Below are 22,380 nucleotides of genomic sequence, written 5' to 3' on the forward strand. Positions count from 1 at the left end.
TCAGGGCGTTGGCCGTCGAGACCAACGAAAACTGGATGGAGGCCAACCGATACATCAACATGGACGACCTGCGCGAGCACAAGAAGCTCGCTCTACGCCAAGCCGCATGACCAGCACCATGGCCGCCCAATTTTGCAGAACTTGACGCACACAACCAAATCGACTGATCGCGGCGCGCGGTCAAGAGGCGAAGGTGCTTGGGCGTGGCCCGGGTGACCACTTATGCCTGCTGCCTCTCCTCCCGCCAGTTTCTGGCCGCGCAATGGCATTGGCGAGATGCGATGTGCCAATATCGGCATTTGCACTGGTGGCGCGCCTGTGATCCAAGGCGACGATAAATCCCAGGCACTCGTCTTTGCGGTTGGAGCGCTGAATGACTGGAATGACACGTCGCAGGCTCTTGAAAACAGCCGCCATCGCAGGCGCCAGCGGGATCGGACTCTCGGCCATCAGCAGGCTTGGCAGCTGGGCCGCTGCCAGTCCGGAGCCGGTGGTGCTGCAGACGGCGAAAATCCAGGCCAGGCTGATGGATGTCGGCCCGACCAGGGATGTGCTGACCTACGGCAACGCCGGAATGCCGCCCGTGCTCAGAATGAAAAAAGGCGAGCCCTTTGCCGCGCGTCTTGTCAACGCGATCGACGATCCGACGACCATCCACTGGCACGGCATTCGCGTTCCAAACAAGATGGACGGCGTGCCGTTCCTGGTCCAACCCTACGTCTACACCGGCGATCATTTCGACTACGCCTTCACGCCGCCCGATGCCGGCACCTTCTGGTACCACCCGCACTGCAACACGCTGGAGCAGATGGGCCATGGCCTGACCGGCGTGATTGTGGTCGAGAATCCCAACGACCCGAAATTCGATGCCGAAATCGTCCTCAACCTGCGCGACTGGCGCCTCGGTGACGACGGTCAGTTCATCGACCAGTTCCGGCCGCGCGATGCCGCGAGAACCGGCACTTACGGCACGGTGCGCACCGCCAATTGGCTCGACCAGCCGCAGTATGATGCGCCGGCCGGTGGACTGGCGCGGCTGCGCGTCGCCATCACCGACGTCACGCGTATCTACGCTTTTCGCGTCGACGGCGCGGAGGCGAGTGTCATGGCGCTCGACGGCAATCCGGTGCCTGAGCGTTTTTCGCCCGATGCCTTGCTGCTTGGACCGGGACAGCGCCTGGAGCTGGCCATCCGCATGCCCGACGAGGAAGGCGCGATCGTCAGCTTGAGGGACGTCAGGGGCACCAAGCCAAAAATCCTGGCAACCCTGCACGCGACCGGAAACTCCCTCAAACGGGACATTCGCGATGTTGCTCCACTGGAGCTCAATCCGGTGTCGGAAGTAGATCTCACCAGCGCCCAACATATTTCCCTGGCGCTCAGCGCCACGGCGGAAAACGTCCGGAGCGATGGCATCTGCGGTTCGCTGGGCTACAGTTTCTGGGCCATCAACAAAGTGCCGTGGCCCGGTGACACCAAGGATCCGACCGCGCCACTGGCCGAACTGAAGCTCGGGCGCAGCTACGTCATCGACATGGAGAACCTGACGCCGCAATCCCATCCGATGCATCTGCACGGCATGAGCTTCAAGGTGCTGTCATCCTCGACGCGCCAGGTCCAGCCTGTGATTTCCGACACCTATCTCATCCAGCCCAACGAAAAGGTTCAGCTCGGTTTCGTCGCCGACAATCCCGGCGACTGGCTGCTGCACTGCCACATCATCGAGCATCAGAAATCGGGCATGACGAGCTACGTCACGGTGGTGTGAAGCCGCGTCAGCCTGCGCGTAGCGTCTGGACCGTCACTTGCGCAATTGCGCCTCGATCTCGTCGAGCACTTTGTCCTTGCCGATGCCGGTGAGGAAGGCGAGGCCCTTGATCACCGGCTTGGTCACCGAAGCGGAGATCGGGGTGGTTGCGACGATGAAGTCGACATTGTCGGCCAGTCCGGGCACTTCGGTGGCCTTTGCCTGCTGGGCGTTGAAGGTGAGGCCGCGTTTCTTCATTTCCTCGGTGACGGCGACATTGACCGCGGTCGAGGTGGCGATGCCCGTGCCGCAGGCAAAGAGAATGGTTTTCTGTCTGGACATCTCTGCTTCTCCTTGTTTCAGCCGAGTACGGCTCGCACGTCTTCGAGGGTTCTGGCCGACCTCAAATCATCCAAGGCTTGCGGGTTCTGGATGGTGGCCATGACGGCCTGCAGCGCCTCAATCTGCTTGTCCTTGTCGTTGATGGCAAGCAGGAAGACGAAGCCGACCGGCAGCATCTCGTCGGGATCCTCCATGTTGGCGAAGGTCACCGGTTGCTTCAATGTACCCATCGCGATGCCAGGCTTCAGCACATGCTCCGGATCGGTGTGCGGCACCGCGACATTGTCGGAGCGTTCCAGCGGCAGTCCGGTCGGGATGGTCAATTCGCGGCGCACGACCGCGTCGGCATAGGAGCTTTTGACATAGCCAAGAGTCTCCAGCCGGCCCGCCAGGATGCGGATGATTTCCTCATTGGTCGAGGCATCGGATCCGAGCACGATCGCGTCGGGGTCCAGAAGCTGCATGAGGCCGTCGGACATTCTTTGCTCCGTCGATGAAATCGTGCGCCCCGAGGTAGGGCGCACGATCGGTTTGAAGGGTGGATGCTATCAGGTTCAGGCCGTCTCTTCGGCCGGCTCGTCCTCGACGCCCGCGGCCCGCTCCCAGCCGAGCGGATTGCGGCGATAGAGGACAAACAATGCCGCGATGACCACCGCGATCACGATGATGCCGATAAGTCCAAGCCCCTGGATCGCCTCGATGACCACATAAGGCACCCACAGGAAGCCGTCGACCACCGAGGTGATCTGCAGCGCGTCCGCCGGCAGCTTGAAGCCCGATGAGACTGCTGCACTGGTGAACAGCGGCGCCAGCGCGTTGGCGACGTAGAAGCCGATGGCCAGCGTAACCGTGCCGATCACCACCATTCGGAACACGTTGCCTTTGACCAGCGGCGCGGTCATGGCGACGATGAAGGGGATGACCGCAAGGTCGGCGAACAGGATGACGCGGTTGCCCGGCAGGATGATGGACAGGATGATTGCGATCGGCACCAGGATCAGTGACGACGAGATCGCGGCCGGATGGCCGATCAGGATCGCGGAATCGAGGCCAACAAGAAGCTCGCGATCGCCCGTGCGCTTGCGCACGAATGCCTGGGCTGCGTCGGAAACCGGCAGCAGGCCTTCCATCAGGATCTTGACCATGCGCGGCAGCAGCAGCATGACCGCGGCCAGCGTCATGCCGGTGCCCAGAACCTTTGCCAGCACCACACTGAGATCACCCGCATTGTAGAAGGCAATCGCACCAAGCACGAGGCCGATGATCAGGCCCATCACGACAGGTTCGCCGAACACGCCGAACCTGCGCTCGATCGTATCGGTGTTGATGTTGATGCGGTTGATCCCGGGAATGCGGTCCATGATCCAGTTGAGCACAATGGCGATCGGCAGGATCTGCGCCGAGGCGAGATGAGGCACCGAAATGCCGGGGACGCCGTAGAACTGCTGCACCGCGCGCGCCGACCAGTCGGCGAACAGCAGCGAGAGTGCTGCGACAAGTGCTGCGACCGCGATGCCATAGGCCAGATTGTCGGTTGCGGCGACGACCAGCGAGCCGACAAAGGCGAAGTGCCAGAAATTCCAGACGTCGACATTGAGCGTGCGCGTCATGCGTGTCAGCAACAGCACGATATTGACGAGGATGCCGACCGGAATGACCCAAAGGCCGACCGATGAGCCGAAGGCGATCGCGGCCGCGGAGGGCCAGCCGACATCGATGATGTCGCGATGGATGCCGGTGTTGGTGACGATGGCCTTGGCAACGTCGCCAATCGACGTGAACATGAGGCCAAGCACCAGATTGATGCCGATGAAGGCGACGCCGATGGTGACGGCGGCACGAAAAGCCTTGCTGACCTTGGCGCCCAGAACCACGGCGATGATGAAAATGACAATTGGCAGCAGGATCGTCGGGCCAAGCGTATCGATGGCCCCTTTTAGGCCCGCGAGAACAGTATCCATTTTTCCTCCCCTGGAGCCGCGAGCCTTCGCTCGACGCCTCGCAAATGATGCTCCATCCAGCCTTTGACGCGCCCTGGCGCAAAGACACTCCCCAATTTGCCCCAGAGGCGAATGCTTCCCGACTGTCGCGTCGGTGAACATTTGCCTTTGCTAGCAAACGAATGTTTTATTGGGGCTGCTCACAACAATGTCAATTGGGCACCCTTTGTGCCAATCACCCTGGACCGATGTCCCTTGCTCGGGCGATTTCGCTGGAAGTTGCCGGTCGTGACAGGGTTTCGTTGGCAAATCGAACCCGTTCCCTGCTATCCGACCCAAATCACGAAGCTGTGGACATTTCCTGCATGACCAACGTCGCCCTGACCGGACTTGCCCGTGATCTCGCCAAGCGTGCCGCCGAAGGCCGCCCAGTGCGCATCGGTGTCATCGGTTCGGGCGAAATGGGCACCGACCTGGTCACGCAGGGCATGCTGATGCCGGGCATTTCGGTCTGCGCCGTCTCGACGCGCCGCCCGCACACCGCGCGCGATGCCATCCGTATCGCCTATGGCGACGAAGCCATGGCGGTCGAAGCCGATACCGCTTCGAAAGTCACCGGCGCCATCGAGAGCGGCAAGATCGCCATTACCTCCAACGAGATGCTGGTCACAAACCCGCTGATCGACGTCGTCATCGACGCCACCGGCAAGCCGGGCGTCGCCGCCGATTTCGACCTGATGGCGATGGAGCACGGCAAGCATCTGGTGATGATGAACGTCGAGGCCGACGTCACCATCGGCTGCTATCTCAAGCAGCAGGCCGACCGGCTTGGCGTCGTCTATTCGGTGGGTGCGGGCGACGAGCCGTCGAGCTGCATGGAACTGATCGAGTTCGCGTCGGCGCTCGGGTTGACCATCGTCTCGGCCGGCAAGGGCAAGAACAACCCGCTCAACCACGATGCCGTGCCGGACGACTATCGCGCCGAAGCGATCCGCCGCAACATGAACCCGCGCATGCTGGTCGAGTTCGTCGACGGTTCCAAGACCATGGTCGAGATGTGCGCCATCGCCAACGCCACTGGGCTGGTGCCCGATGTGCCCGGCATGCACGGCCCGAAGGCCGACCGCGATGACCTCGCCAAGGTGCTGATCCCGCGCGAGGATGGCGGACTGCTGACGAAGAAAGGCGTCGTCGACTACACGGTCGGCAAGGGCGTCGCGCCTGGCGTCTTCGTCATCGTCGAGGCGACGCATCCGCGCATCATCGAGCGCATGGACGATCTGCATATCGGCCACGGCCCCTACTACAGCCTGTTCCGGCCCTATCATCTGACCTCGCTGGAAGTACCGCTGACCGCCGCCCGCATCATGCTTTTCGGCAAGCCCGACATGGTCCCGCTGCCGCGGCCCGTTGCCGAAGTCTGCGCCGTCGCCAAGCGCGACCTTGCCGCCGGCGAGACCTTCGATGCGATCGGCGAGACCTGCTACCGCTCCTGGACCATGACCGTCGGCGAAGCCCGTGCCCAGCGCGCCGTGCCGGTCGGCCTGCTCGAGGGCGGCAAGGTGCTGAAACCGGTGAGGAAAGGCGAATTGCTGACGACAGGCAATGCAGAGCCTGACCAGACAACAAGGCTGTTCGCCTTGCGCCGGCTGCAGGACGAGATGCTATACGGGGCCTGAAGGACCGCGCTGGCGCTGCTAAGACAAATGATGGACTGTGGGGGCAAATGTCGCCAAAGGTCGGTTACATGAACCTTCACATCAGAGATCCGCGTGCGCGCGAACTCGCTCTTCAACTTACCGCCAAGCGAAAGATTTCGATCACCAGAGCGGTTATCGAAGCGCTTGAAAATGAACTGAAGCGGGAAAGAGCCTATGTGCCTCTGGCGGACCGGTTGGCTGCAATTGCCGATGATCTCAGGGCCAAAGCGGGCGACTCTGGTCGGGCAGTGAGCAAGGGTGAAATCGACGGCATGTGGGGCAATCCCTGACGTCGTCGCTCCGTGAGCGGCAGCGGCATGGGTGGCGTCCGAGTGGTGACTTACTTCCCCAGTTCGACCGACCGCAGCCGCGCGGCCTCCACCGCCTGCGTCAGCAGATTGGTCAGCCGATCCTCGCCCATCAGCACGGCCAGCGCCGCGGCCGTCGTGCCGTTGGGGCTGGTGACCTGCTGGCGCAGCACGCCCGGTTCCTCGCCGCTTTCGGCGGCAAGCGAGGCGGCGCCATAGACGGTCTGAATGGCGAGCAGCTTGGCGGTCGCCGTCGGCAGCCCGGCCTTCTCGGCTGCCACGGTCAGCGCTTCGATGAAATGGAAGATATAGGCCGGCCCCGATCCGGACACGGCGGTCACCGCATCCATCAGGCCCTCATCGTCGATGGTGGTCACTTCGCCGCTCGCCGACAAAAGGTCGGCGACGAAACGCTTGGTGTCATCGGACACGAGCTTGTTGGAGAACACCACCATCATGCCCTTGCCGATCGCCGCCGGCGTGTTGGGCATGCAGCGCACGATCGGCGCGCGGTTACCGAGGATTTCCTCGAAGGTGGCGGCAGGCGTGCCGGCGGCGATGCTGACAAAGGTGGTGCGGCCATCGCCGAAACGCTTGTAGGCGGCCGTGACGTCGCGGATCACCTGCGGCTTCACCGCGATGACGACGAGATCGGGCACGGCATCGGCTGGAATATCGCCGGCATCGGCCGATGTGCCGCAGCCCAACGCTGCCGCGCGATTGCGCAGATCGGCATTGGGCTCGACGACGAACACCGCCGACGGCGCAAGCTTGCCGGATTTCAGCCAGCCCGAGAGCATGGCGTAGCCCATATTGCCGCAGCCGGCGAGAACAAGCCTGATCGTCATCGAAAGCCCTCCGAAGGAAGGCCTTCACATAGACGCTGGCGCTTCCCTGGGGAAGCCCTATCAGGATCGCGAGCCACCACCATCGGGATCGCGAACCGCGATCGGCCGGAGTGAGACCTGCCTGAGGCCAAGCACGCCGAGCACGAAGAACAGCCAGACCGGGTCGCCGCGATGGAAGAAGAAGCTTTCGAGGAAGGCGTTCAGCGCCGTGAACAGCACCACCATCATGAAGAAGTCGCCGAGAAAGATGTTTTCCCTGCGCAACGGAATGCGCATGTAGTCGCGCAGCGGCGCGATGAGGAAGGTGTAGACCGCCACGCAAAGTGCCGGGATGCCCATCAGCACGGCGATGTCGAGATAGCCGTCATGGCCGTGCACGATGGTTCTGATGTCCCACGGCCGGTCGAAGGGCTGGTCCTGGTTGAGCAAGAGCGGCGTGCCCCAGAAGCTCTCATAACCGAAGCCGGTCCATGGCTTCTTCGTCAGCATGCTGCCGGCGAACTCCCACAGTGTCGTACGTCCGGTATAGGTCATGTCGGGGAAATAGATCGCGGCCAGATGTTTTACAGGCGGCAGGAAGACGATGCCCAGTGTGCCGACCGCCGTGGCGATGATCGCCAGGGCAAACAGGATCGGCGTGCCGAGCCGCATGCCTATCAGGCTCGGGAACATCACGATCAGGATCGAGAACGGCACCAGGCCGGCGGTCGTCTTTGAACCGGTGTGCAGCATGAAGATCATCGCTGCGAAGAAGATCCCGGCACCCCAGTAGCGCTGTCCGCGCCGGTAGAGATAGAGACCTGCGAAGCTGAGGCAGGCCATGATCGGCCCGGCGATGTTCTTGTGGGTGAACACGCCGCGCCACAGGCCGGCATGCTCGGGCTCCTGCGAGTCGGCTGTGTGCATCGCCTCGTGCGGAAAGACGATGAGGCCGAGATAGGAAAGGCCCATGACCACGACGGCGGTGAAGATGATCACCTTCGAGAAGGCTTCGGCGTCGCGCGGCAGCACCAGGATCGTCGCCATCGTCAGGATGCCGATCAGGGTGAAGGAGGCGGCGCGCATGGCCGAAGGCGGATCGGTCGACAGGATCACCGAGAGGAAAAAGAAGCCCAGCATCAGCACCCAGGACGGGCTGAGCAGCGAACGCACCACGCGCGGATCGGCAAAGGCCATCAGCGAGAAGATCGACAAGGCGCCGAGCGAACCGAAGCCAAGCTGGTTGACGATGTCGCCGCCTTGACCGGTGAGTTCGGCGCCGGCCGGCTGGAACGGCCGGAAGGACACTATGATGACGGTGAACAGCAGCGCGGCAATGGCGGTGGCCACGCCTTCGCGCGTGAACGCGTCGCTGAGCGGCGCGCGCTCAGTTTTTCTCAGGCTGGCGATATTGCTCATTGGCATATCCGAATTCGGCCAGCACGCGGCCCAGCGCCACATGGACGGGGTAGATGGCGATATCAGGCGATCCGGTCCGCGCCAGCCGGATCAGGCCGCGAAACGGCGAGGCGGCAAGCAGTGCCAGGCTCTTCAGCAACACTTTGGCGCCGGCCATTGGTGTGCCGGCGCGCTTCTTCTTTTCGACCAGTGTCGAGATGACGCCGTTGCGCAGGCTGCGGGCACGGATCCAGTCGGCTTCGATACGACGCGCCGGAACGGTTTCCAACACCTTGGCCTCGGCGCACCAACCCAGAACAAAGCCCTTTTGCGCCGACCGGCTGAGAAAGTCGGAATCACCGCCGCCCATGAAGTTGAATCTGAGATCGAGAAAGGGCGGACCCATGGCGATCAGCACGTTGCGTCCGACCAGAAGATTGCCGGACGAATAGAGCGCCGGCACGCGTCCGGTTTCCCGATAGGGCGGCGCGAACACCGGATGCTCGGCCCATCGCGCATGGGCGGGGTCGGCAAACATGGGCACCTGTGGGCCGCCGACAATATCGGCGCCGAGCGTTTCGGCAGCCCGGCACATCCGTTCCAGCCACTGCGGATCGGCGATCTCGTCATCGTCGATGACCAGCAGATGCCTGAAGTTCGGGAATTGCAGGATGGCCGTCTGCCAGCCGGCATTGTAGGCGCTGCAATTGCCGCGCTCATGCGCGATGATCACCAGCCCCGACATTTCGCCCCGCTCGAACAGCGGCAGCGCCGCCTTGGCACCGGCCCGCGCCGCGGCTTCGTTCTCCATGACGATCACGGCAAAGCGCCTGCCGGTTTGCTGCGCGCGCAGCGACGCCAGCGTTTCTAGCACCCGCTCGGGACGCTTGAAGGTAGGCAAGGTGACGACGGCTTCGACGGCCTCGACGTCGAGCCGCGGCGTGCGTCCAGCGATCGATACTGAACCGTCCGATGGCAAAGGGATCATCCGTGTCCAGCCACATGGTGAGTTGGGCTCTGGTAGCACCACGGTTGATAAGGTTTCGTTAATCACCTTGCACGGAGAAGCCCGCCAGACAGGGACTTTCGGCCGTCGAATGTGCTGGCTTAATCAAGGGTTCACCGCACTTTGCTACCGGATACACCACAGGATAGGTGAGATGCATCTGCTGTTCGCCACATCGATCGTGCCCGACGGTGCTCTCGCCTCGGGCTATGAGATCGCCAACGCTGCGATCATCGCTGCCTTGCGGCGCGCTGGCGCGCGCGTAACCGTCATCGGCTTCACCTGGCCGGGGAAGCCCGCGGCCGACCCCGAAAACACCGTGGTGCTGGGTGCCATCGACGTGCGCACGGACAATGCCTCCGCGCGCCAAAAGCTGGCCTGGGTCGGCAAGGCGCTGCTTTCGGGCCTCACCTTCGCGTCGGTCAAGCTGCGCGCCGTGTCCGACAGCGATGTTCTCGCCGCCATCGAGCGCGCTGGACCGGTTGATGGCTATGTCTTGAATTCCGTGCAGTTCGCCGGCGCCTTCGAAAAGCTGTTCACTGAGCGGCCTTCGATCTTCGTTGCCCACAATGTCGAGCATCTTTCGGCGCGGGAGAATGCCGCTGCCGCCGGCAGCCTCTTCCAGCGCCTGCTGTTTCGCCGCGAGGCAAGGCTGCTCCAGACCGTCGAAGAGCGTCTCTGCCGCCGGGCGCGCTTCGTCTTTACCCTGGCCGAAGAAGACCGCGTCGCACTCGGTGTCGCCTCGCACAACCGCTCGGCGGTGCTGCCGCTGGTGACCGGTGCCCGGGCGCCAACCCTGAAAGGCCCGCGCCGCATCGACTGCGACGCCGCCCTGATCGGCACCTGGACCTGGCAGCCGAACCGCATCGGCCTCGACTGGTTCCTGGGCAAGGTCGTGCCGCATCTGCGGCCCGATTTCCGCATCCGCATCGCCGGCCACATGCCTTCCGGCGTCGCGTCGAAGCATCCGGGTGTTGAATTTGTCGGCCGCGTGCCCGACGCGCAGGCTTTCGTGCGCGGCGCTGCCGTCATCCCGCTGATCAGCACCGCCGGCAGCGGCGTCCAGTTGAAGACAATCGAAACCTTCGAGCTCGGCTTGCCTTCGGTCGCCACCAGCCGTTCGCTGCGCGGCATCGACCACCGTCCGGCCAACTGCGTCGTCACCGACGATCCCGTCGCCTTCGCCAAGGCTCTCGAGGCTCAGGCGGCCGACATCCGCGACGTTGACGGCAGCGCGTTCCGGGGCTCGCAGGTCAAGGCGCTCGACGCTGCCATCCGGCTCGGCCTCGAAAAGCTCGCACCCGTCAGGCAGGAGGCGTTTGCATGAACATGCATTCCGCCCGCGCCGCGTCCGGGCTCGACAAGCTGAAGACGATCCTTGGCATCCCGGTGGTTGCGGTCCGCTGGAACGATGCCATCGCCCTGCTGAACCGGTTGATTGCCGAGCGGCGCTTCACCAAGGTCAGTTTCCTCAACGCCCACAACGCCAACATCGCCTATACCGACCCGGTGTTCGCCCAGGCACTCGATGATTTCCTCATCCTGCCCGACGGCATAGGTATCGATCTGGCGGCGAGACTCCTCTACGGGGCGCCGTTTCCCGACAATCTGAACGGTACCGATTTCGTCCCGGCCTTCCTGCAGGCCTCGACGACGCCGCTGACCGTCGGGCTGCTCGGCGCGACGCGCGTCAATGCCGAAGCGGCGTCGGTCAAGCTGGCGGCACTGGCCGTGCAGCACCGGTTCGTGGTGATCCATGACGGCTATTTCCCCGCTTCGCAGGAATCGGAAATCGTCGACCGGATTGCCGCGCTTCGGCCCGACGTGCTGCTCGTCGCCATGGGCGTGCCGCGCCAGGAATTGTGGATCGAACGCCATATCGACGCGCGCCATTGCACGCTGCCGATCGCCGTCGGCGCGTTGCTTGATTTCCTGAGCGGCGCGGTGCCGCGCGCGCCCTTGTGGATGCGCCGGCTGCGGCTCGAATGGCTGTTCCGGTTGGCTGTCGAGCCGGGCCGCCTGTGGCGCCGTTATGTGGTCGGCAATCCCCTGTTCCTGCTGCGCGTCGTCAGGCAGAAATTCTCGCGTACACCCGAAGCAGCGAGGGATATCAAGTGAACAGCAGGTTCGTGCCAGGTGCCGCTGTCGAGCCAAGCCCGCTGCGGCAGACACCGACGGCGGCAATCGTGACGGCAAGCTACGCGCCCGACTTCGAGCGCTGCCGCCTGCTGTGCGAGACACTTGATCGCCACGTTTCCGGCGCGGCGCACCATTACATACTGGTCGAGCATCGCGATGTCGGTCTGTTTCGCCAATTGGAAACCGGCCGTCGCACGGTCGTCGACGAGCGTGAATTGCTGCCGCGCTGGCTGCACGCCTTCGACGATCCGCTCAGCCTGTTTCGCCGGCGCGTCTGGCTCAGCCTGAAGACCCAGCCCCTGCGCGGCTGGCATGTGCAGCAATTGCGTCGCATCGCCATATCGGCGCATGCCGGGGAAGATGTGCTGATCTTCTGCGATTCCGACGTCGCCTTCTTGAAACCTTTCGACTGCGGCGCCTTCTGGCGCGACGGCAAGGTGCGCCTTTTCCGCCGCGACGGTGTGTTGACGGAAGAAGGTCATGAGGAGCATCGCATCTGGTCGCGCAATGCGGGATCGGCACTCGGCATCGACCCGTCCCGGACGTCGATGCATGACTATATCTCGACGCTGATCGCGTGGCGGCGCGACACCGTGCTGGCCATGTGCGGCGAGATCGAAAAGGTCCATGGCCGCGACTGGGTCGAGGTCGTCGGCTCGGCGCGCAAATTCTCCGAATGCATGATCTACGGCCGCTATGTCGACGATCTGCTGCACGGTGCCGGCCACTTCCACGGTTCGGAAGAGTTCTGCCGCGTCCACTGGACCGGCGAAGCGCTGTCGGACGATGAGTTCCGCCGCTTCGTTGCCGCCATGGCGCCGGAGCAGGTGGCGATCGGCATGCAATCCTTCATCGGCACCGATATCGGCCGCATCCGCCGTCTGATTGGGCTGGATTAGACGGGTTTGGCCGGCTTGCGCATCGCCGAATAGGTGAGCAGCGTCGAGGCGAGATACAGAAGCAGGAAGACGACATTGAGCGACAGCACGAGGTTCGGCGTGTCGAGGATGGTCGTCAGCACATAGGTCAGCAACAGCGCCTTCAGCCCGGCGAGCAGGCCGAGATTGAGCGCCCGCACCAGCGTCTGGCCGCGTGCGAACAAAAGCTCGGCCTGGTATTCGACAAGATTGCGCAGTCCCGGCACGCAGATCGCCAGCACCACCAATGGCGCTGCCTCGGCGACATTCTTGCCGAGTGCATTGGGGAAGAAGTGCAGCACGATACCGAGCGTCAAGAGCGCCAGCGTCGACACCGCGAAAACGCCGCCTTCGATACCGCTCTTGACCGCCAGCCGTGACAGCAGTTCCGGCGCGCGCATCATGCGCTGCACCAGCATCATCGAGAAGGTGCGGATCGGAATGGCCGTCAGGTCGACCAGCCGCATGATGATGGCGTAGATGCCAGCCAGATGCGGACCGCCGATCGCCAGCACCAGCAACTTGTCGAACTCCATCTGCAGGTAGAACAGCACTTCGGCGCCCGCCACATAGATGGAATCGGCCAATCGCCGAAGATACAGCGCGACGCGCAGCCGCAGCCTCTGGCGCGGGTAGAAGAAGCCGAAGGCAATCAGCAGCGAGGCGGCATTGGCGCCGATATAGAACCAAGACCATATCCAGACGCTGTGTTGCGCGGAGAACATGAACAGCACCGCGCCGAGCGCCCGCAGCGCCGTCGCCAGGATGGCCAGCAGCGCGGCGCGGCCGAATTTGCCCAGGCCGTTGTTGACGATCAGCGCCACCTCCACCGGTCGCCACAACAGCGCTTCGGCAAAGACGATTGCGGCAAACACCGACAGCGGCACGGTGTCGGCGAAGAAAAGCAGATAGACGCCGAACGAGGCCGCGGCCAGCAGCGGCAGCGACAGCACGCCGAGCAGCAGGAAGCCGGCGGAAAAGGTGCCGATCAGATTGGGGCGGATGGTGGCGGTACGATAGAGTGCCGAGATGAACCCGAAGGCGAGAATGCGCGACAGCATGACGCCTGCCGCCGACGCGGTGGCGAACATGCCGAATTCGGAAATGGACAGCGTGTTGGCCAGCGCAATGAAATAGGCCAGCGAAAACACCAGTCGCCCACCGGCGCCGCTGATCGCCGAGAAATAGTCGCGAAGCAGCCCCCGTCGTTCGGCCAAAAAGCTGCCGATCCGGGCGAGGGGCCGCCTTTGCGGTATGTCACTGGCCTGCGTCATGTCTCAGGGAGAGCCTAGGCCGGAAAACTTAACGTGCCGTTCTGGAGCCTGAGCCCGTGTCGAAAATAGATGCAACCGAAGCGAGAAACCGACGCTTCGGCGGGGGAAAATTAACCTTTTGTTTTCCATGCCTGTTTAGCGTGGCTTAACGAATGGCCAATCGCCGTTCGCAGGTCGCCAAAGGTAAAGTTCCAGACGATGGTCGACAGGGAAAACCGCGAAGACTGGAAGCGCGAGCGCTCATTGCTGGCGCTTGGCCAGGCTGTGCGCGGCGACGAACCCGACGCGTCGCTGGTCTCGATAGGCGACCGGGCAGACCCGTCATGGCGCGAGGATGCCGCCACGCGTCACCGCCTCGCCCGTTCGCAGCGCGAGGCGCGCAACCCTAAACTGCCGGATCCGTTCGCGTCCGACGAGGATCAGGAGCGGGCTTCATCGCCGCACCGCGCGCAAACCACGCCACGGACACAAATTGGTGCCGCCGAAACCGCTGGCGCCCGTCGCGCCCGTCGCACATCGGAACCTTACGCTGCAGGCGACGCGCCGGCGTCCCACAACGACGGCATGGACAGCCAGCAGTGGAAGCCGCTGATCGATCCGATGCAGGTGGTGCGCGGTGTCGGCAAGTCGAAGCTGCTGATCGTGACGACGACACTACTGGGCGCCGCGCTCGGCGTCACCATCGCGCTGTCGACGCCGAAGAAATATGAGGCCACCACCGAACTGATCGTCGACCCGCGCGACCTGAAGCTCACCGACCGCGACCTCACCCAGTCGGTCGTCGCTTCCGATGCCACGCTGGCCATCGTCGAGAACCAGGTTCGCGTGCTGACCTCAGGCACCGTTCTCAACAAGGTCGTCGACAAGCTCAATCTGGTCAACGATCCGGAATTCAATGGGCAAGGCAGCGGCGGCCTCAGCGTCATGTCGCTCATCCGCTCCGTCCTGTCCCGCAATGATGGACCGGAGGGGGTCGACGACAGCCGTCGCCGTGCGCTTGCTGTCGGCAATCTGGCTGAGAGCCTTTCGGTCGAGCGCGGCGGCAAGACCTTCGTCATCACCGTCAGTGCCACCACCCAGAATGGCGAGAAATCGGCCCTCATCGCCAACACGATGACGGATGTCTTCCTGCAGACGTTCGGCCAGATACAGTCGGACACCGCGGGCCGCGCCACCGACGAACTGACGGCCAGGCTTGACGAGTTGCGCAAGGGTGTCGAGGCGGCCGAGCGCAAGGTCGAGGATTTCAGGGCTACCCATGATCTCGTCGACGCGCAGGGCCATCTCATCAGCGACGACGAGATGCTGAAACTCAACGAGCAGCTGTCGGTCGCGCGCGCCCGCACGCTGGAACTCAACGCCCGGGCGACTTCGGCGCGGTCGGTCGACGTCAATTCGGTCCTCACCGGTACCTTGCCGGAGGAGATCAACTCCAACACGATGAGCGATTTGCGTTCGCAATATGCATCGCTCAAGCAGGAGGCTGACCGCGCTGCTATCCGGTTCGGCCCGCGTCACCCCGAACTCCAGGCGCTCAATGCCCAGATTGCCGGCGCACGCGACCGCATCGCCTCGGAGCTGCGCCGCATCGGCTCGTCGCTGCAGGTCGACCTCAAGCGCGCGGTCCAGCTCGAACAGGATCTTGCCTCTCGCCTGGCGCAGCTGAAGGTGCGCAGCGGCGACGTCAACAGCGACCTCGTGTCGATGCGCGAACTGGAGCGCGAGGCCACCGCCAAGCGTTCCGTCTACGAACAGTATCTGCTGCGCGCCAAGGAGACCGGCGAGCAGAAGGACATCAACACAGCCAACATCAATGTGATCTCGAAGGCCTTCGCGCCGCTCGAGCCGAACGGGCCGTCGCGGGTCGTGGTCGCGCTCGCCGGCCTGTTGCTGGGCTTCGCCTCCGGCATTGGCCTCGGAGCCATGCGTGGCGCCTATGAGAGCCTGCGTGACACCGCCAATTCGCGATCGCGCCGCGATCATGGCGCGGACGAACGCCGGACGTCTTACGAAGACAAGGCATATCGGGCAGCGCCGCCGCCGGCGCCGCCACTACCACCAGCGCCGCAGCCATCGACACCCCCGCCTGCATCACCACCGCCGGCCGCGCCACCGCCCGTCCAGCAAGCAGAGGTCTCGCCGGCCGAAGGTCCCGGCCGGATCGGTGCCTTGCTGTCGAGGCTGCACAAGTCCGTCTCCCGCAGGCCATCCCGGGAGGAGCCGTTCGATACCGTCGAATGGGCCTCTGCCGAAAACGGGAAGCCAATGCAGGATCCGCAATACCGCGCTTATCCCCAGTCGGCGCCGGCCTTCGAGCCTCGGCAGGCGGTCGCGACAGTATACCCGGCGCCGCCTTTCCAGCCCGGCGGCCATCCGCAGCAGACGGCGCAGCCGCCACTGCCGCCTCCCATGGTGGCGCAGCGGCCATATTCCGGGCCGCAGCTCTATCCCTACGCGCAGCCATTGGGCTACGCGCAGCAGCCTGGCTATCCCTATCCGCAATCGATGCCGGCCGCCAATGCCGGGCAGCAGCCAGATCCGGCTCAGCCTGCATCGGAGTCCTATCCACAGCCGCCGCAGCAGCAGGCGCCTCAGCCTCATCAGCGATCGGCGGAGCCGTCGCGGGCCGTGGAGGATGCCGAGCAGCAAGCGCCAATCGAGGAAATCCGCGCCAGCCTGCGCGAATTCCGCGAAGCGGTTCGCGAACTGACCGAGAGCCGCGCGCGGCGCCGCTACTTCTGAGCCATAAAAATCTGCGCGGTGCCGTACAAAAACATGCCGGTTTCGCGTAAACGGCATGGGACGGCGCTTTGGCGGGATTGCATGTTGGAATTTTCGTGAAAATGCCACGCTGTGAAAGATCGAAAAGCGCGTCGCTTCCGGAAGCGACGCGCTTGGGCATTCTGGTATTGAGGGTAGTCCATGGCCGAAGTGATTGATGGCAAGAGCGTTGCCGGGGACGTTGTGGGGGCGGTCAAGACCCTGACGGCTGAACTTGTCGCCAAGGGCAAGGCCAAGCCCGGTCTTGCCGTGGTCATCGTCGGCGAGGATCCCGCCAGCCAGGTCTATGTCGCGTCCAAGTCGCGCACCGCCAAGGAATGCGGCTTTCATTCCGTCCAGCACACGCTGCCGGCCGAAACCTCAGAACCGGCATTGCTGAAGATCATCGGCGACCTCAACGCCGATCCGGCCATCAATGGCATCCTCGTGCAGCTTCCGTTGCCGGCCCACATCGACGCCGGCAAGATCATCCAGACCATCGCGCCGGAAAAGGATGTCGACGGCTTCCATTTCATCAATGTCGGCAAGCTCGGCACCGGTGAACTCGAGACAGCCTTCGTGCCCTGCACACCGGCCGGCTCTATGCTTCTGATCGAGCGGGTGCGCGGCAAGGACCTGTCCGGCCTCAACGCCGTCGCCGTCGGCCGCTCCAACATCGTCGGCAAGCCGATGGCCAACCTCCTGCTTGCCGCCAACTGCACCGTCACCATCGCCCACAGCCGCACCAGGGATCTGCCGGCCTTGGCCCGCACCGCCGATATCCTTGTCGCGGCCGTCGGCAGGCCGGAGATGATCAGGGGTGATTGGGTGAAGCTAGGCGCCACCGTCATCGATGTCGGCATCAACCGCATTCCGGCGCCGGAAAAGGGCGAGGGCAAGTCCCGCCTCGTCGGCGATGTCGCCTATGCCGAAGCGGCCAAGGCCGCCGGCGCCATCACGCCGGTGCCTGGCGGTGTCGGGCCGATGACCATTGCCATGCTAATGGCCAATACGTTAGCCTCGGCCTACCTAGCGGCCGGATTGAAACGGCCGTCCTTCTGACCCGCCAGAAAGCCGCAGCTTTGCCGAACCCCAGTGTTCCCCCAGAACGGCCGGTCATCACGGACCCCGTTCAAGGCGGCCGGCAGTTCGCTTTCCTGCTGGTAGACAAGTTCTCCATGTTCTCGCTGGCTGCCGCGATCGATACGTTCCGGTCGGCGAACCGGTTGCTTGGCCGCGACTTCTACGGTTGGACGACGGTGTCGGCCGATGGCGATCCGGTGATGGCTTCCAATGGCCTGCCGCTCAAGATCGACTACGCCGTTGCCGACCTGCCGCCAGTCGATATCCTTTTCGTCTCGGTTGGGCTGACGACGGAATTCCCCGGCAAGAGCAAGGTGCTGGCGGCTTTGCGAAGCTGGGGCCGGCGCGGCAATGCGCTGGGTGCCCTGTCGGTCGGCTCCTACCTGTTGGCCGAGGCCGGCCAGCTCGAGGGCTATCGTTGCACCATTCATTGGGAAAACCGTGCCGGCTTCGTCGAACGCTTCCCCGACATCAACTGCACCGGCAACGTCTTCGAGATCGATCGCAAGCGCTACACCTGTGCCGGCGGCACCACTTCGATCGACCTGATGCTGGAGATCGTGCGCGGCGATTTCGGCTCGAACCTCGCCAATGGTGTCGCCAACCAGTTCCAGCACGAACGCATCCGCTCGGCCGGCGACCGTCAGCGCGTCGGGCCGGAACGCGACCTGACCGGCAAGTCGGAGAAGCTCAGGCGCATCGTCGAACTGATGGCCGACCACCTCGACGAGCCGCTTTCGGCGGTACAACTGGCCAAATCCGCCGGCCTGTCGGTGCGCCAGGTCGAGCGCCTGTTCCTGCGCCATCTCAGCGTCACGCCCGGCCGTTATTACATGCGGCTGCGGCTGGAGCGGGCGCGCGAACTGCTGCGCCAGACCAACATGCCGATCCTCGACGTGGCGATCGCGACCGGTTTCACCTCGCATTCCTACTTCGCCCAGAGCTACCGGCTGCAATTCGGCAGGCCGCCCTCGGAAGAGCGCCGCACGACCTACTGAGCGGGTTTTCGTTTTCGTTGAAAAGTTAGGCATTCGGCCCCGGCGCATCGGGCCGGGGCAGCGAATTCGGGTTAACGGGTTCCTTCGGAGTCTTCGCCGGCGGGTAGGTTGACGGCTGCATCAAACGAAAAACCCGCCTGAGCGGCGGGTCACCGGCGCAAATCAGCACCATGGCGGAATATGTACCATAGCTGAGGGCACCCAGTCAAGAAAAAATTCCTATCGTGGAAAATTATCGGCACTGCCGACACCGCCGAACTGGTTGTCGTCAGGACTTCTGTCAAGCTGGGTTCGGAGCCCTACGCACCGGGCGCCCGGGCTTGTGTCCCGGCGCCGCGTCAAATAGCTTGCCGCCCGGATCAGGGGCGGATTTAGGAGATTTCGATGGCGGGACTTGCACGGGGCGTCGCTGCGGCGATCCTCCTTTTGTCGATGACGACGTTCGGCTTCGCCGCAAACAAGGTCATCATCATTCTCGATGCGTCCGGCTCGATGTGGGCGCAGATCGACGGCAAGCCCAAGCTCGAAATCGCCCGCGAGTCGCTTCGAACCGTGCTTCAATCGGTCCCCACCGACGACGAGATCGGCTTCATGGCCTATGGCCACCGTGAAAAGGGCAGCTGCGACGACATCCAGCTGATCGTACCGCCGCAGGCAGGTTCGGGCAGCGCCATTTCGGCCGCCGCCGACAGCCTGAAATTCCTCGGCAAGACGCCGTTGACGGCGGCGGTCAAACAGGCGGCCGAGGCGCTGAAATACACCGAGGACAAGGCGACGGTCGTGCTCATCACCGACGGGCTCGAAACATGCGGTGGCGACCCTTGCGCGCTTGGCAAGGAGCTCGAGGCATCCGGCGTCGACTTCACCGCAGACGTCGTCGGCTTCGGCCTCACCGCCGACGAGGGCAAGCAGATCGCCTGCCTCGCCGACAACACCGGCGGCAAATACATCCAGGCCTCCGACGAGAAGGCGCTGCAGGAGGCGCTTGCCGAGACCGTGGCGGCGCCGGCTCATGAACCAGCGCCGGCACCCGCTCCAGCGCCTGCGCCCGCACCGGAGCCGGCCAAACCTGACTTCAATTTCCTCCCGATAGCGGTGCTTGCCGAGGGCGGCGATCCCGTCACTGACGGCAACGCCTGGGAGATATACAAGGCGAAACCCGACGGTACGCGCGGCGACTACGTCGGCACCGAATACGGCGCCTATAAGGCCAATCTGGAACCGGGTGACTATATCGTCGTGGCCAGCGACGGCCAGGCCAAGACCGAGCAGAAGGTCAAGATCGAGGCAGGCCAGGTCTACAAGCCGCTCTTCAACTTGAATGCCGGCATGCTTATCATCCATCCGCGGCCGAGCGAGGGGGCAGATGTCGCCGATGGCGCGGCGGTCGTCATCGAGTATCCTGGTGCTGACATGCCCGCCACCTTCTATGGGACCACGAAAGCCGTGTTGCCGGCTGGCGACGAGAAAGTGACTGTCACGATCGGGCAGGGCGTGGCTACCGAGACGATTCCGCTGGCTGCCGGCAAGACCGTGGAAAAGGACATTATTGCCGGTGTCGGCCATGTTGTTGCCAATGCTTTTTATACTTCCGGCGGCGACAAAGCGGACGGTTCGGGTATCGGCTTCAAGGTGGTCAAGGCAAAAAAGAAGATCGATGGAACCAGGGACGAGGTGACCTATGCCTACGGACCCGACAGCAAATTCGATCTGCCGCCCGATGCCTATGTGTTGATTGCGACGGTTGATCTCGCCGTCGTCGAGCAGCCGTTCACCGTCAAGGTCGGCGAATCTCAGGATCTGAAGATCGCAATGAATGCCGGCGTGCTGGCGATCACCGCGCCCGGAGCCTCGAAGATCGAGATTTTCGAGGCCCAAAAGGACATGAACGGAAACCGCAAGTCGCTTGGCTATGCATTCGACCAGAAGTATCAGGCAGCGATCCCGGCGGGCGACTATGCCGTCGTCTCGGAAAAATCCGACAACAGTTCGAAAGAAGGCAACGTGACGGTCAGGGCCGGCGAGCGAGCCGAGCTAACCGTGCAATAGAATCGTTGCACAACCGAAAGAGGGCGGCCATGTGCCGCCCTTTTTCATGAACTACGCAGAACTGCCGTCAAGCTGTGCCGAAGGCACTTGCGCCATGGTCGGCGCGGCCGACCAGTTGCCGAAAGCCGGCAAACAGCTCGCGGCCGAAACCGAACTCGTTACCGATGAGATCGGCATCCGCCGTCCGGCGCAGCGCGAAGTCGCCGGCCGGCACCAGAACTTCGAGTGTGCCGGCATCGGCGTCGAGCCGGATGATGTCGCCTTCGTGGATCCTGGCGATAGGACCCTCCTCGACCGCTTCCGGTGTGACATGGATCGCCGCCGGCACCTTGCCGGAGGCGCCCGACATGCGCCCGTCGGTGACAAGCGCCACGCGCTGGCCGCGATCCTGCAGGATGCCGAGCACCGTGGTCAGCTTGTGCAGCTCCGGCATGCCATTGGCCTTCGGCCCCTGGAAGCGGATGACGGCGATGAAATCGCCGGTCAGCGTGCCGGCCTTGAACGCTTCATTCAGCCCTTGCTGGCTGTCGAAGACCCTGGCCGGCGCTTCGATGATACGCCGCTCCGGCTTCACGGCGGAAGTCTTGATGACGGCATGGCCGAGATTGCCCGACAGCACCTTCAGGCCGCCGGTCGCCTGGAATGCCTTGTTGAACGGCGCCAGCACCTTTTCGTCGCCGCTTGCCCTCGGCGAGGCTTCGCGCACCACGCCTCCGTCGGCGCCGAGCTTTGCCTCGACCGCATAAGGCCGCAGCCCTTCGCCCCACACCGTCTGCACGTCCTCGTGCAGGAGGCCTTCGTCGAGCAGTTCACGGATCAGGAAGCCGAGCCCGCCGGCGGCGTGGAAATGGTTCACGTCGGCGAGGCCGTTCGGATAGACCCGTGCCAGCAGCGGCACCGCTTCCGACAGATCGGAAATATCCTGCCAGGTGATGACGATGCCGGCCGCCGCCGCCATGGCGATCAGGTGGATGGTGTGATTGGTCGAGCCGCCGGTGGCGTGCAGGCCGACGACGCCGTTGACGATCGAGCGCTCGTCGATCATCCGGCCGACGGGCGTATAGGCGTTGCCAAGGGCGGTGATCGCCAGCGCCCGCTTCGTCGCCTCGCGGGTCAACGCCTCACGCAGCGGCGTGCCGGGGTTGACGAAGGAAGCGCCCGGCGTGTGCAGGCCCATGATCTCCATCAGCATCTGGTTGGAATTCGCCGTGCCGTAGAAGGTGCAGGTGCCCGGTCCATGATAAGATTTGGACTCGGCTTCCAGCAGTTCGGCGCGTCCGGCCTTGCCCTCGGCATAGAGCTGGCGAACCTTGGCCTTTTCGTCATTGGGCAGGCCGGTGGTCATCGGTCCGGCCGGAATGAAAACCGCCGGCAGATGGCCGAAGGTGAGTGCCGCGATCACCAGCCCCGGCACGATCTTGTCGCAGACGCCGAGATAGACGGCGGCGTCGAACATGTTGTGCGACAGGCCGATTGCGGCGGCCATGGCGATGACATCGCGCGAAAACAGCGACAACTCCATGCCGGGCTGGCCTTGCGTCACGCCATCGCACATCGCCGGCACGCCGCCTGCCACCTGGGCGATGCCGCCAGCTTCGCGGGCTGCATCCTTGATCAGCGCGGGGAAGGTCTCGAACGGCTGATGCGCCGACAGCATGTCGTTGTAGGAGGTGATGATGCCCAGGTTCGGCACCTTGTCGGCCCCCAGCGCGAGCTTTTCCGAGGGGCTGCACACCGCAAAGCCATGGGCGAGGTTGCCGCACGACAAAACGGCCCGGTTGGCGGTGCGGTTCGACGCCTCGGCGATACGGCCGAGATAACGCTCGCGGCCTGGCTTTGAGCGCTGGCGGATGCGCTCGGTGATGGCTTCGATGTCGCGTCTGGCGGTCATG

18 protein-coding genes are annotated in these 22,380 nt (G+C 63.8%); 10 read left to right on the forward strand and 8 right to left on the reverse strand.

The genetic code is table 11. The features are described 5' to 3' along the window. Positions 1–373 precede the first annotated feature (373 nt). A complete protein-coding gene (locus EOA16_RS31300) occupies positions 374–1,768 on the forward strand; it encodes a multicopper oxidase family protein (RefSeq protein WP_127261582.1) in 1,395 nt (464 codons plus the stop codon). 33 nt (positions 1,769–1,801) lie between these two features. On the opposite strand, the gene EOA16_RS31305 is transcribed toward EOA16_RS31300, so the two are convergent. The 3 genes from EOA16_RS31305 to EOA16_RS31315 all read right to left on the reverse strand — a co-directional run bounded on the left by EOA16_RS31305 (position 1,802) and on the right by EOA16_RS31315 (position 4,050). Beyond that, entirely contained in the window at positions 1,802–2,089 is a 288-nt protein-coding gene (locus tag EOA16_RS31305) for a PTS sugar transporter subunit IIB (RefSeq protein WP_023809203.1), read from the reverse strand. Between the two features lie 17 nt (positions 2,090–2,106). Next, on the reverse strand, positions 2,107–2,568 hold the full coding sequence (locus EOA16_RS31310; RefSeq protein WP_063170054.1) for a PTS sugar transporter subunit IIA: 462 nt from the start codon (positions 2,566–2,568) through the stop codon (positions 2,107–2,109). 75 nt (positions 2,569–2,643) lie between these two features. Next, entirely contained in the window at positions 2,644–4,050 is a 1,407-nt protein-coding gene (locus tag EOA16_RS31315; protein ID WP_127261583.1) for a PTS transporter subunit IIC, read from the reverse strand. A 344-nt stretch (positions 4,051–4,394) separates the two neighbouring features. Between EOA16_RS31315 and EOA16_RS31320 the strand changes: the two genes are divergently transcribed. Both EOA16_RS31320 and EOA16_RS31325 read left to right on the forward strand, forming a co-directional pair. After that, positions 4,395–5,708 (forward strand): NAD(P)H-dependent oxidoreductase, encoded by a 1,314-nt coding sequence (locus EOA16_RS31320; protein ID WP_127261584.1) that lies wholly within the window; start codon positions 4,395–4,397, stop codon positions 5,706–5,708. Positions 5,709–5,776: 68 nt separating this feature from the next. Continuing rightward, complete coding sequence (locus EOA16_RS31325; protein ID WP_127261585.1) at positions 5,777–6,019, forward strand: type II toxin-antitoxin system VapB family antitoxin; 243 nt, start codon at positions 5,777–5,779, stop codon at positions 6,017–6,019. Positions 6,020–6,069: 50 nt separating this feature from the next. Here EOA16_RS31325 and proC read toward each other — a convergent pair whose 3' ends face one another. The 3 genes from proC to EOA16_RS31340 are packed head-to-tail and all read right to left on the reverse strand — an operon-like array spanning position 6,070 to position 9,250. After that, positions 6,070–6,885, reverse strand: a complete 816-nt coding sequence (proC, locus tag EOA16_RS31330) for a pyrroline-5-carboxylate reductase (RefSeq protein WP_127261586.1) — start codon at positions 6,883–6,885, stop codon at positions 6,070–6,072. Between the two features lie 60 nt (positions 6,886–6,945). Further along, positions 6,946–8,283 (reverse strand): O-antigen ligase, encoded by a 1,338-nt coding sequence (locus EOA16_RS31335; protein ID WP_127261587.1) that lies wholly within the window; start codon positions 8,281–8,283, stop codon positions 6,946–6,948. Beyond that, on the reverse strand, positions 8,252–9,250 hold the full coding sequence (locus EOA16_RS31340; protein ID WP_127261588.1) for a glycosyltransferase: 999 nt from the start codon (positions 9,248–9,250) through the stop codon (positions 8,252–8,254). The genes EOA16_RS31335 and EOA16_RS31340 overlap by 32 nt, the downstream gene beginning before the upstream one ends. A gap of 172 nt (positions 9,251–9,422) precedes the next feature. Here EOA16_RS31340 and EOA16_RS31345 point away from each other — a divergent pair, with 172 nt between their 5' ends. The 3 genes from EOA16_RS31345 to EOA16_RS31355 are packed head-to-tail and all read left to right on the forward strand — an operon-like array spanning position 9,423 to position 12,306. Then, entirely contained in the window at positions 9,423–10,595 is a 1,173-nt protein-coding gene (locus EOA16_RS31345) for a glycosyltransferase family 4 protein (RefSeq protein WP_127261589.1), read from the forward strand. Further along, on the forward strand, positions 10,592–11,386 hold the full coding sequence (locus EOA16_RS31350; protein ID WP_127261590.1) for a WecB/TagA/CpsF family glycosyltransferase: 795 nt from the start codon (positions 10,592–10,594) through the stop codon (positions 11,384–11,386). The genes EOA16_RS31345 and EOA16_RS31350 overlap by 4 nt, the downstream gene beginning before the upstream one ends. Continuing rightward, entirely contained in the window at positions 11,383–12,306 is a 924-nt protein-coding gene (locus EOA16_RS31355; protein WP_127261591.1) for a DUF6492 family protein, read from the forward strand. The genes EOA16_RS31350 and EOA16_RS31355 overlap by 4 nt, the downstream gene beginning before the upstream one ends. Here EOA16_RS31355 and EOA16_RS31360 read toward each other — a convergent pair. Further along, positions 12,303–13,598, reverse strand: a complete 1,296-nt coding sequence (locus EOA16_RS31360) for a lipopolysaccharide biosynthesis protein (protein ID WP_127261592.1) — start codon at positions 13,596–13,598, stop codon at positions 12,303–12,305. The two genes, EOA16_RS31355 and EOA16_RS31360, sit on opposite strands and share 4 nt — an antisense overlap. Positions 13,599–13,796: 198 nt before the next feature. Between EOA16_RS31360 and EOA16_RS31365 the strand changes: the two genes are divergently transcribed. The 4 genes from EOA16_RS31365 (at position 13,797) to EOA16_RS31380 (ending at position 20,488) form a co-directional block, all read left to right on the forward strand. Beyond that, the gene (locus EOA16_RS31365) at positions 13,797–16,340 is read left to right on the forward strand and encodes a GumC family protein (protein WP_127261593.1); all 2,544 of its coding nucleotides are present in this window, start codon (positions 13,797–13,799) and stop codon (positions 16,338–16,340) included. Between the two features lie 180 nt (positions 16,341–16,520). Continuing rightward, positions 16,521–17,420: a bifunctional methylenetetrahydrofolate dehydrogenase/methenyltetrahydrofolate cyclohydrolase gene (locus tag EOA16_RS31370; RefSeq protein ID WP_127261594.1), complete on the forward strand. Its 900-nt coding sequence runs from the start codon at positions 16,521–16,523 to the stop codon at positions 17,418–17,420. A gap of 20 nt (positions 17,421–17,440) precedes the next feature. After that, positions 17,441–18,439, forward strand: a complete 999-nt coding sequence (locus tag EOA16_RS31375; RefSeq protein ID WP_164754447.1) for a GlxA family transcriptional regulator — start codon at positions 17,441–17,443, stop codon at positions 18,437–18,439. 384 nt (positions 18,440–18,823) lie between these two features. After that, complete coding sequence (locus EOA16_RS31380) at positions 18,824–20,488, forward strand: VWA domain-containing protein (RefSeq protein ID WP_127261595.1); 1,665 nt, start codon at positions 18,824–18,826, stop codon at positions 20,486–20,488. A 67-nt stretch (positions 20,489–20,555) separates the two neighbouring features. Here the strand turns inward: EOA16_RS31380 and edd are convergent, their stop codons facing one another. Then, the gene (gene edd, locus EOA16_RS31385) at positions 20,556–22,379 is read right to left on the reverse strand and encodes a phosphogluconate dehydratase (protein ID WP_127261596.1); all 1,824 of its coding nucleotides are present in this window, start codon (positions 22,377–22,379) and stop codon (positions 20,556–20,558) included. Position 22,380 lies beyond the last annotated feature (1 nt).

Source organism: Mesorhizobium sp. M7A.F.Ca.US.008.03.1.1 (assembly GCF_003997495.1).
Lineage (GTDB): Bacteria > Pseudomonadota > Alphaproteobacteria > Rhizobiales > Rhizobiaceae > Mesorhizobium.

Coding starts and splice junctions, on each gene's coding strand:
- EOA16_RS31300 (WP_127261582.1), top strand. CDS start 374: ATGACTGGAATGACACGTCGCAGGCTCTTGAAAACAGCCGCCATCGCA.
- EOA16_RS31305 (WP_023809203.1), bottom strand. CDS start 2,089: ATGTCCAGACAGAAAACCATTCTCTTTGCCTGCGGCACGGGCATCGCC.
- EOA16_RS31310 (WP_063170054.1), bottom strand. CDS start 2,568: ATGTCCGACGGCCTCATGCAGCTTCTGGACCCCGACGCGATCGTGCTC.
- EOA16_RS31315 (WP_127261583.1), bottom strand. CDS start 4,050: ATGGATACTGTTCTCGCGGGCCTAAAAGGGGCCATCGATACGCTTGGC.
- EOA16_RS31320 (WP_127261584.1), top strand. CDS start 4,395: ATGACCAACGTCGCCCTGACCGGACTTGCCCGTGATCTCGCCAAGCGT.
- EOA16_RS31325 (WP_127261585.1), top strand. CDS start 5,777: ATGAACCTTCACATCAGAGATCCGCGTGCGCGCGAACTCGCTCTTCAA.
- proC (WP_127261586.1), bottom strand. CDS start 6,885: ATGACGATCAGGCTTGTTCTCGCCGGCTGCGGCAATATGGGCTACGCC.
- EOA16_RS31335 (WP_127261587.1), bottom strand. CDS start 8,283: ATGAGCAATATCGCCAGCCTGAGAAAAACTGAGCGCGCGCCGCTCAGC.
- EOA16_RS31340 (WP_127261588.1), bottom strand. CDS start 9,250: ATGATCCCTTTGCCATCGGACGGTTCAGTATCGATCGCTGGACGCACG.
- EOA16_RS31345 (WP_127261589.1), top strand. CDS start 9,423: ATGCATCTGCTGTTCGCCACATCGATCGTGCCCGACGGTGCTCTCGCC.
- EOA16_RS31350 (WP_127261590.1), top strand. CDS start 10,592: ATGAACATGCATTCCGCCCGCGCCGCGTCCGGGCTCGACAAGCTGAAG.
- EOA16_RS31360 (WP_127261592.1), bottom strand. CDS start 13,598: ATGACGCAGGCCAGTGACATACCGCAAAGGCGGCCCCTCGCCCGGATC.
- EOA16_RS31365 (WP_127261593.1), top strand. CDS start 13,797: ATGGTCGACAGGGAAAACCGCGAAGACTGGAAGCGCGAGCGCTCATTG.
- EOA16_RS31370 (WP_127261594.1), top strand. CDS start 16,521: ATGGCCGAAGTGATTGATGGCAAGAGCGTTGCCGGGGACGTTGTGGGG.
- EOA16_RS31380 (WP_127261595.1), top strand. CDS start 18,824: ATGGCGGGACTTGCACGGGGCGTCGCTGCGGCGATCCTCCTTTTGTCG.
- edd (WP_127261596.1), bottom strand. CDS start 22,379: ATGACCGCCAGACGCGACATCGAAGCCATCACCGAGCGCATCCGCCAG.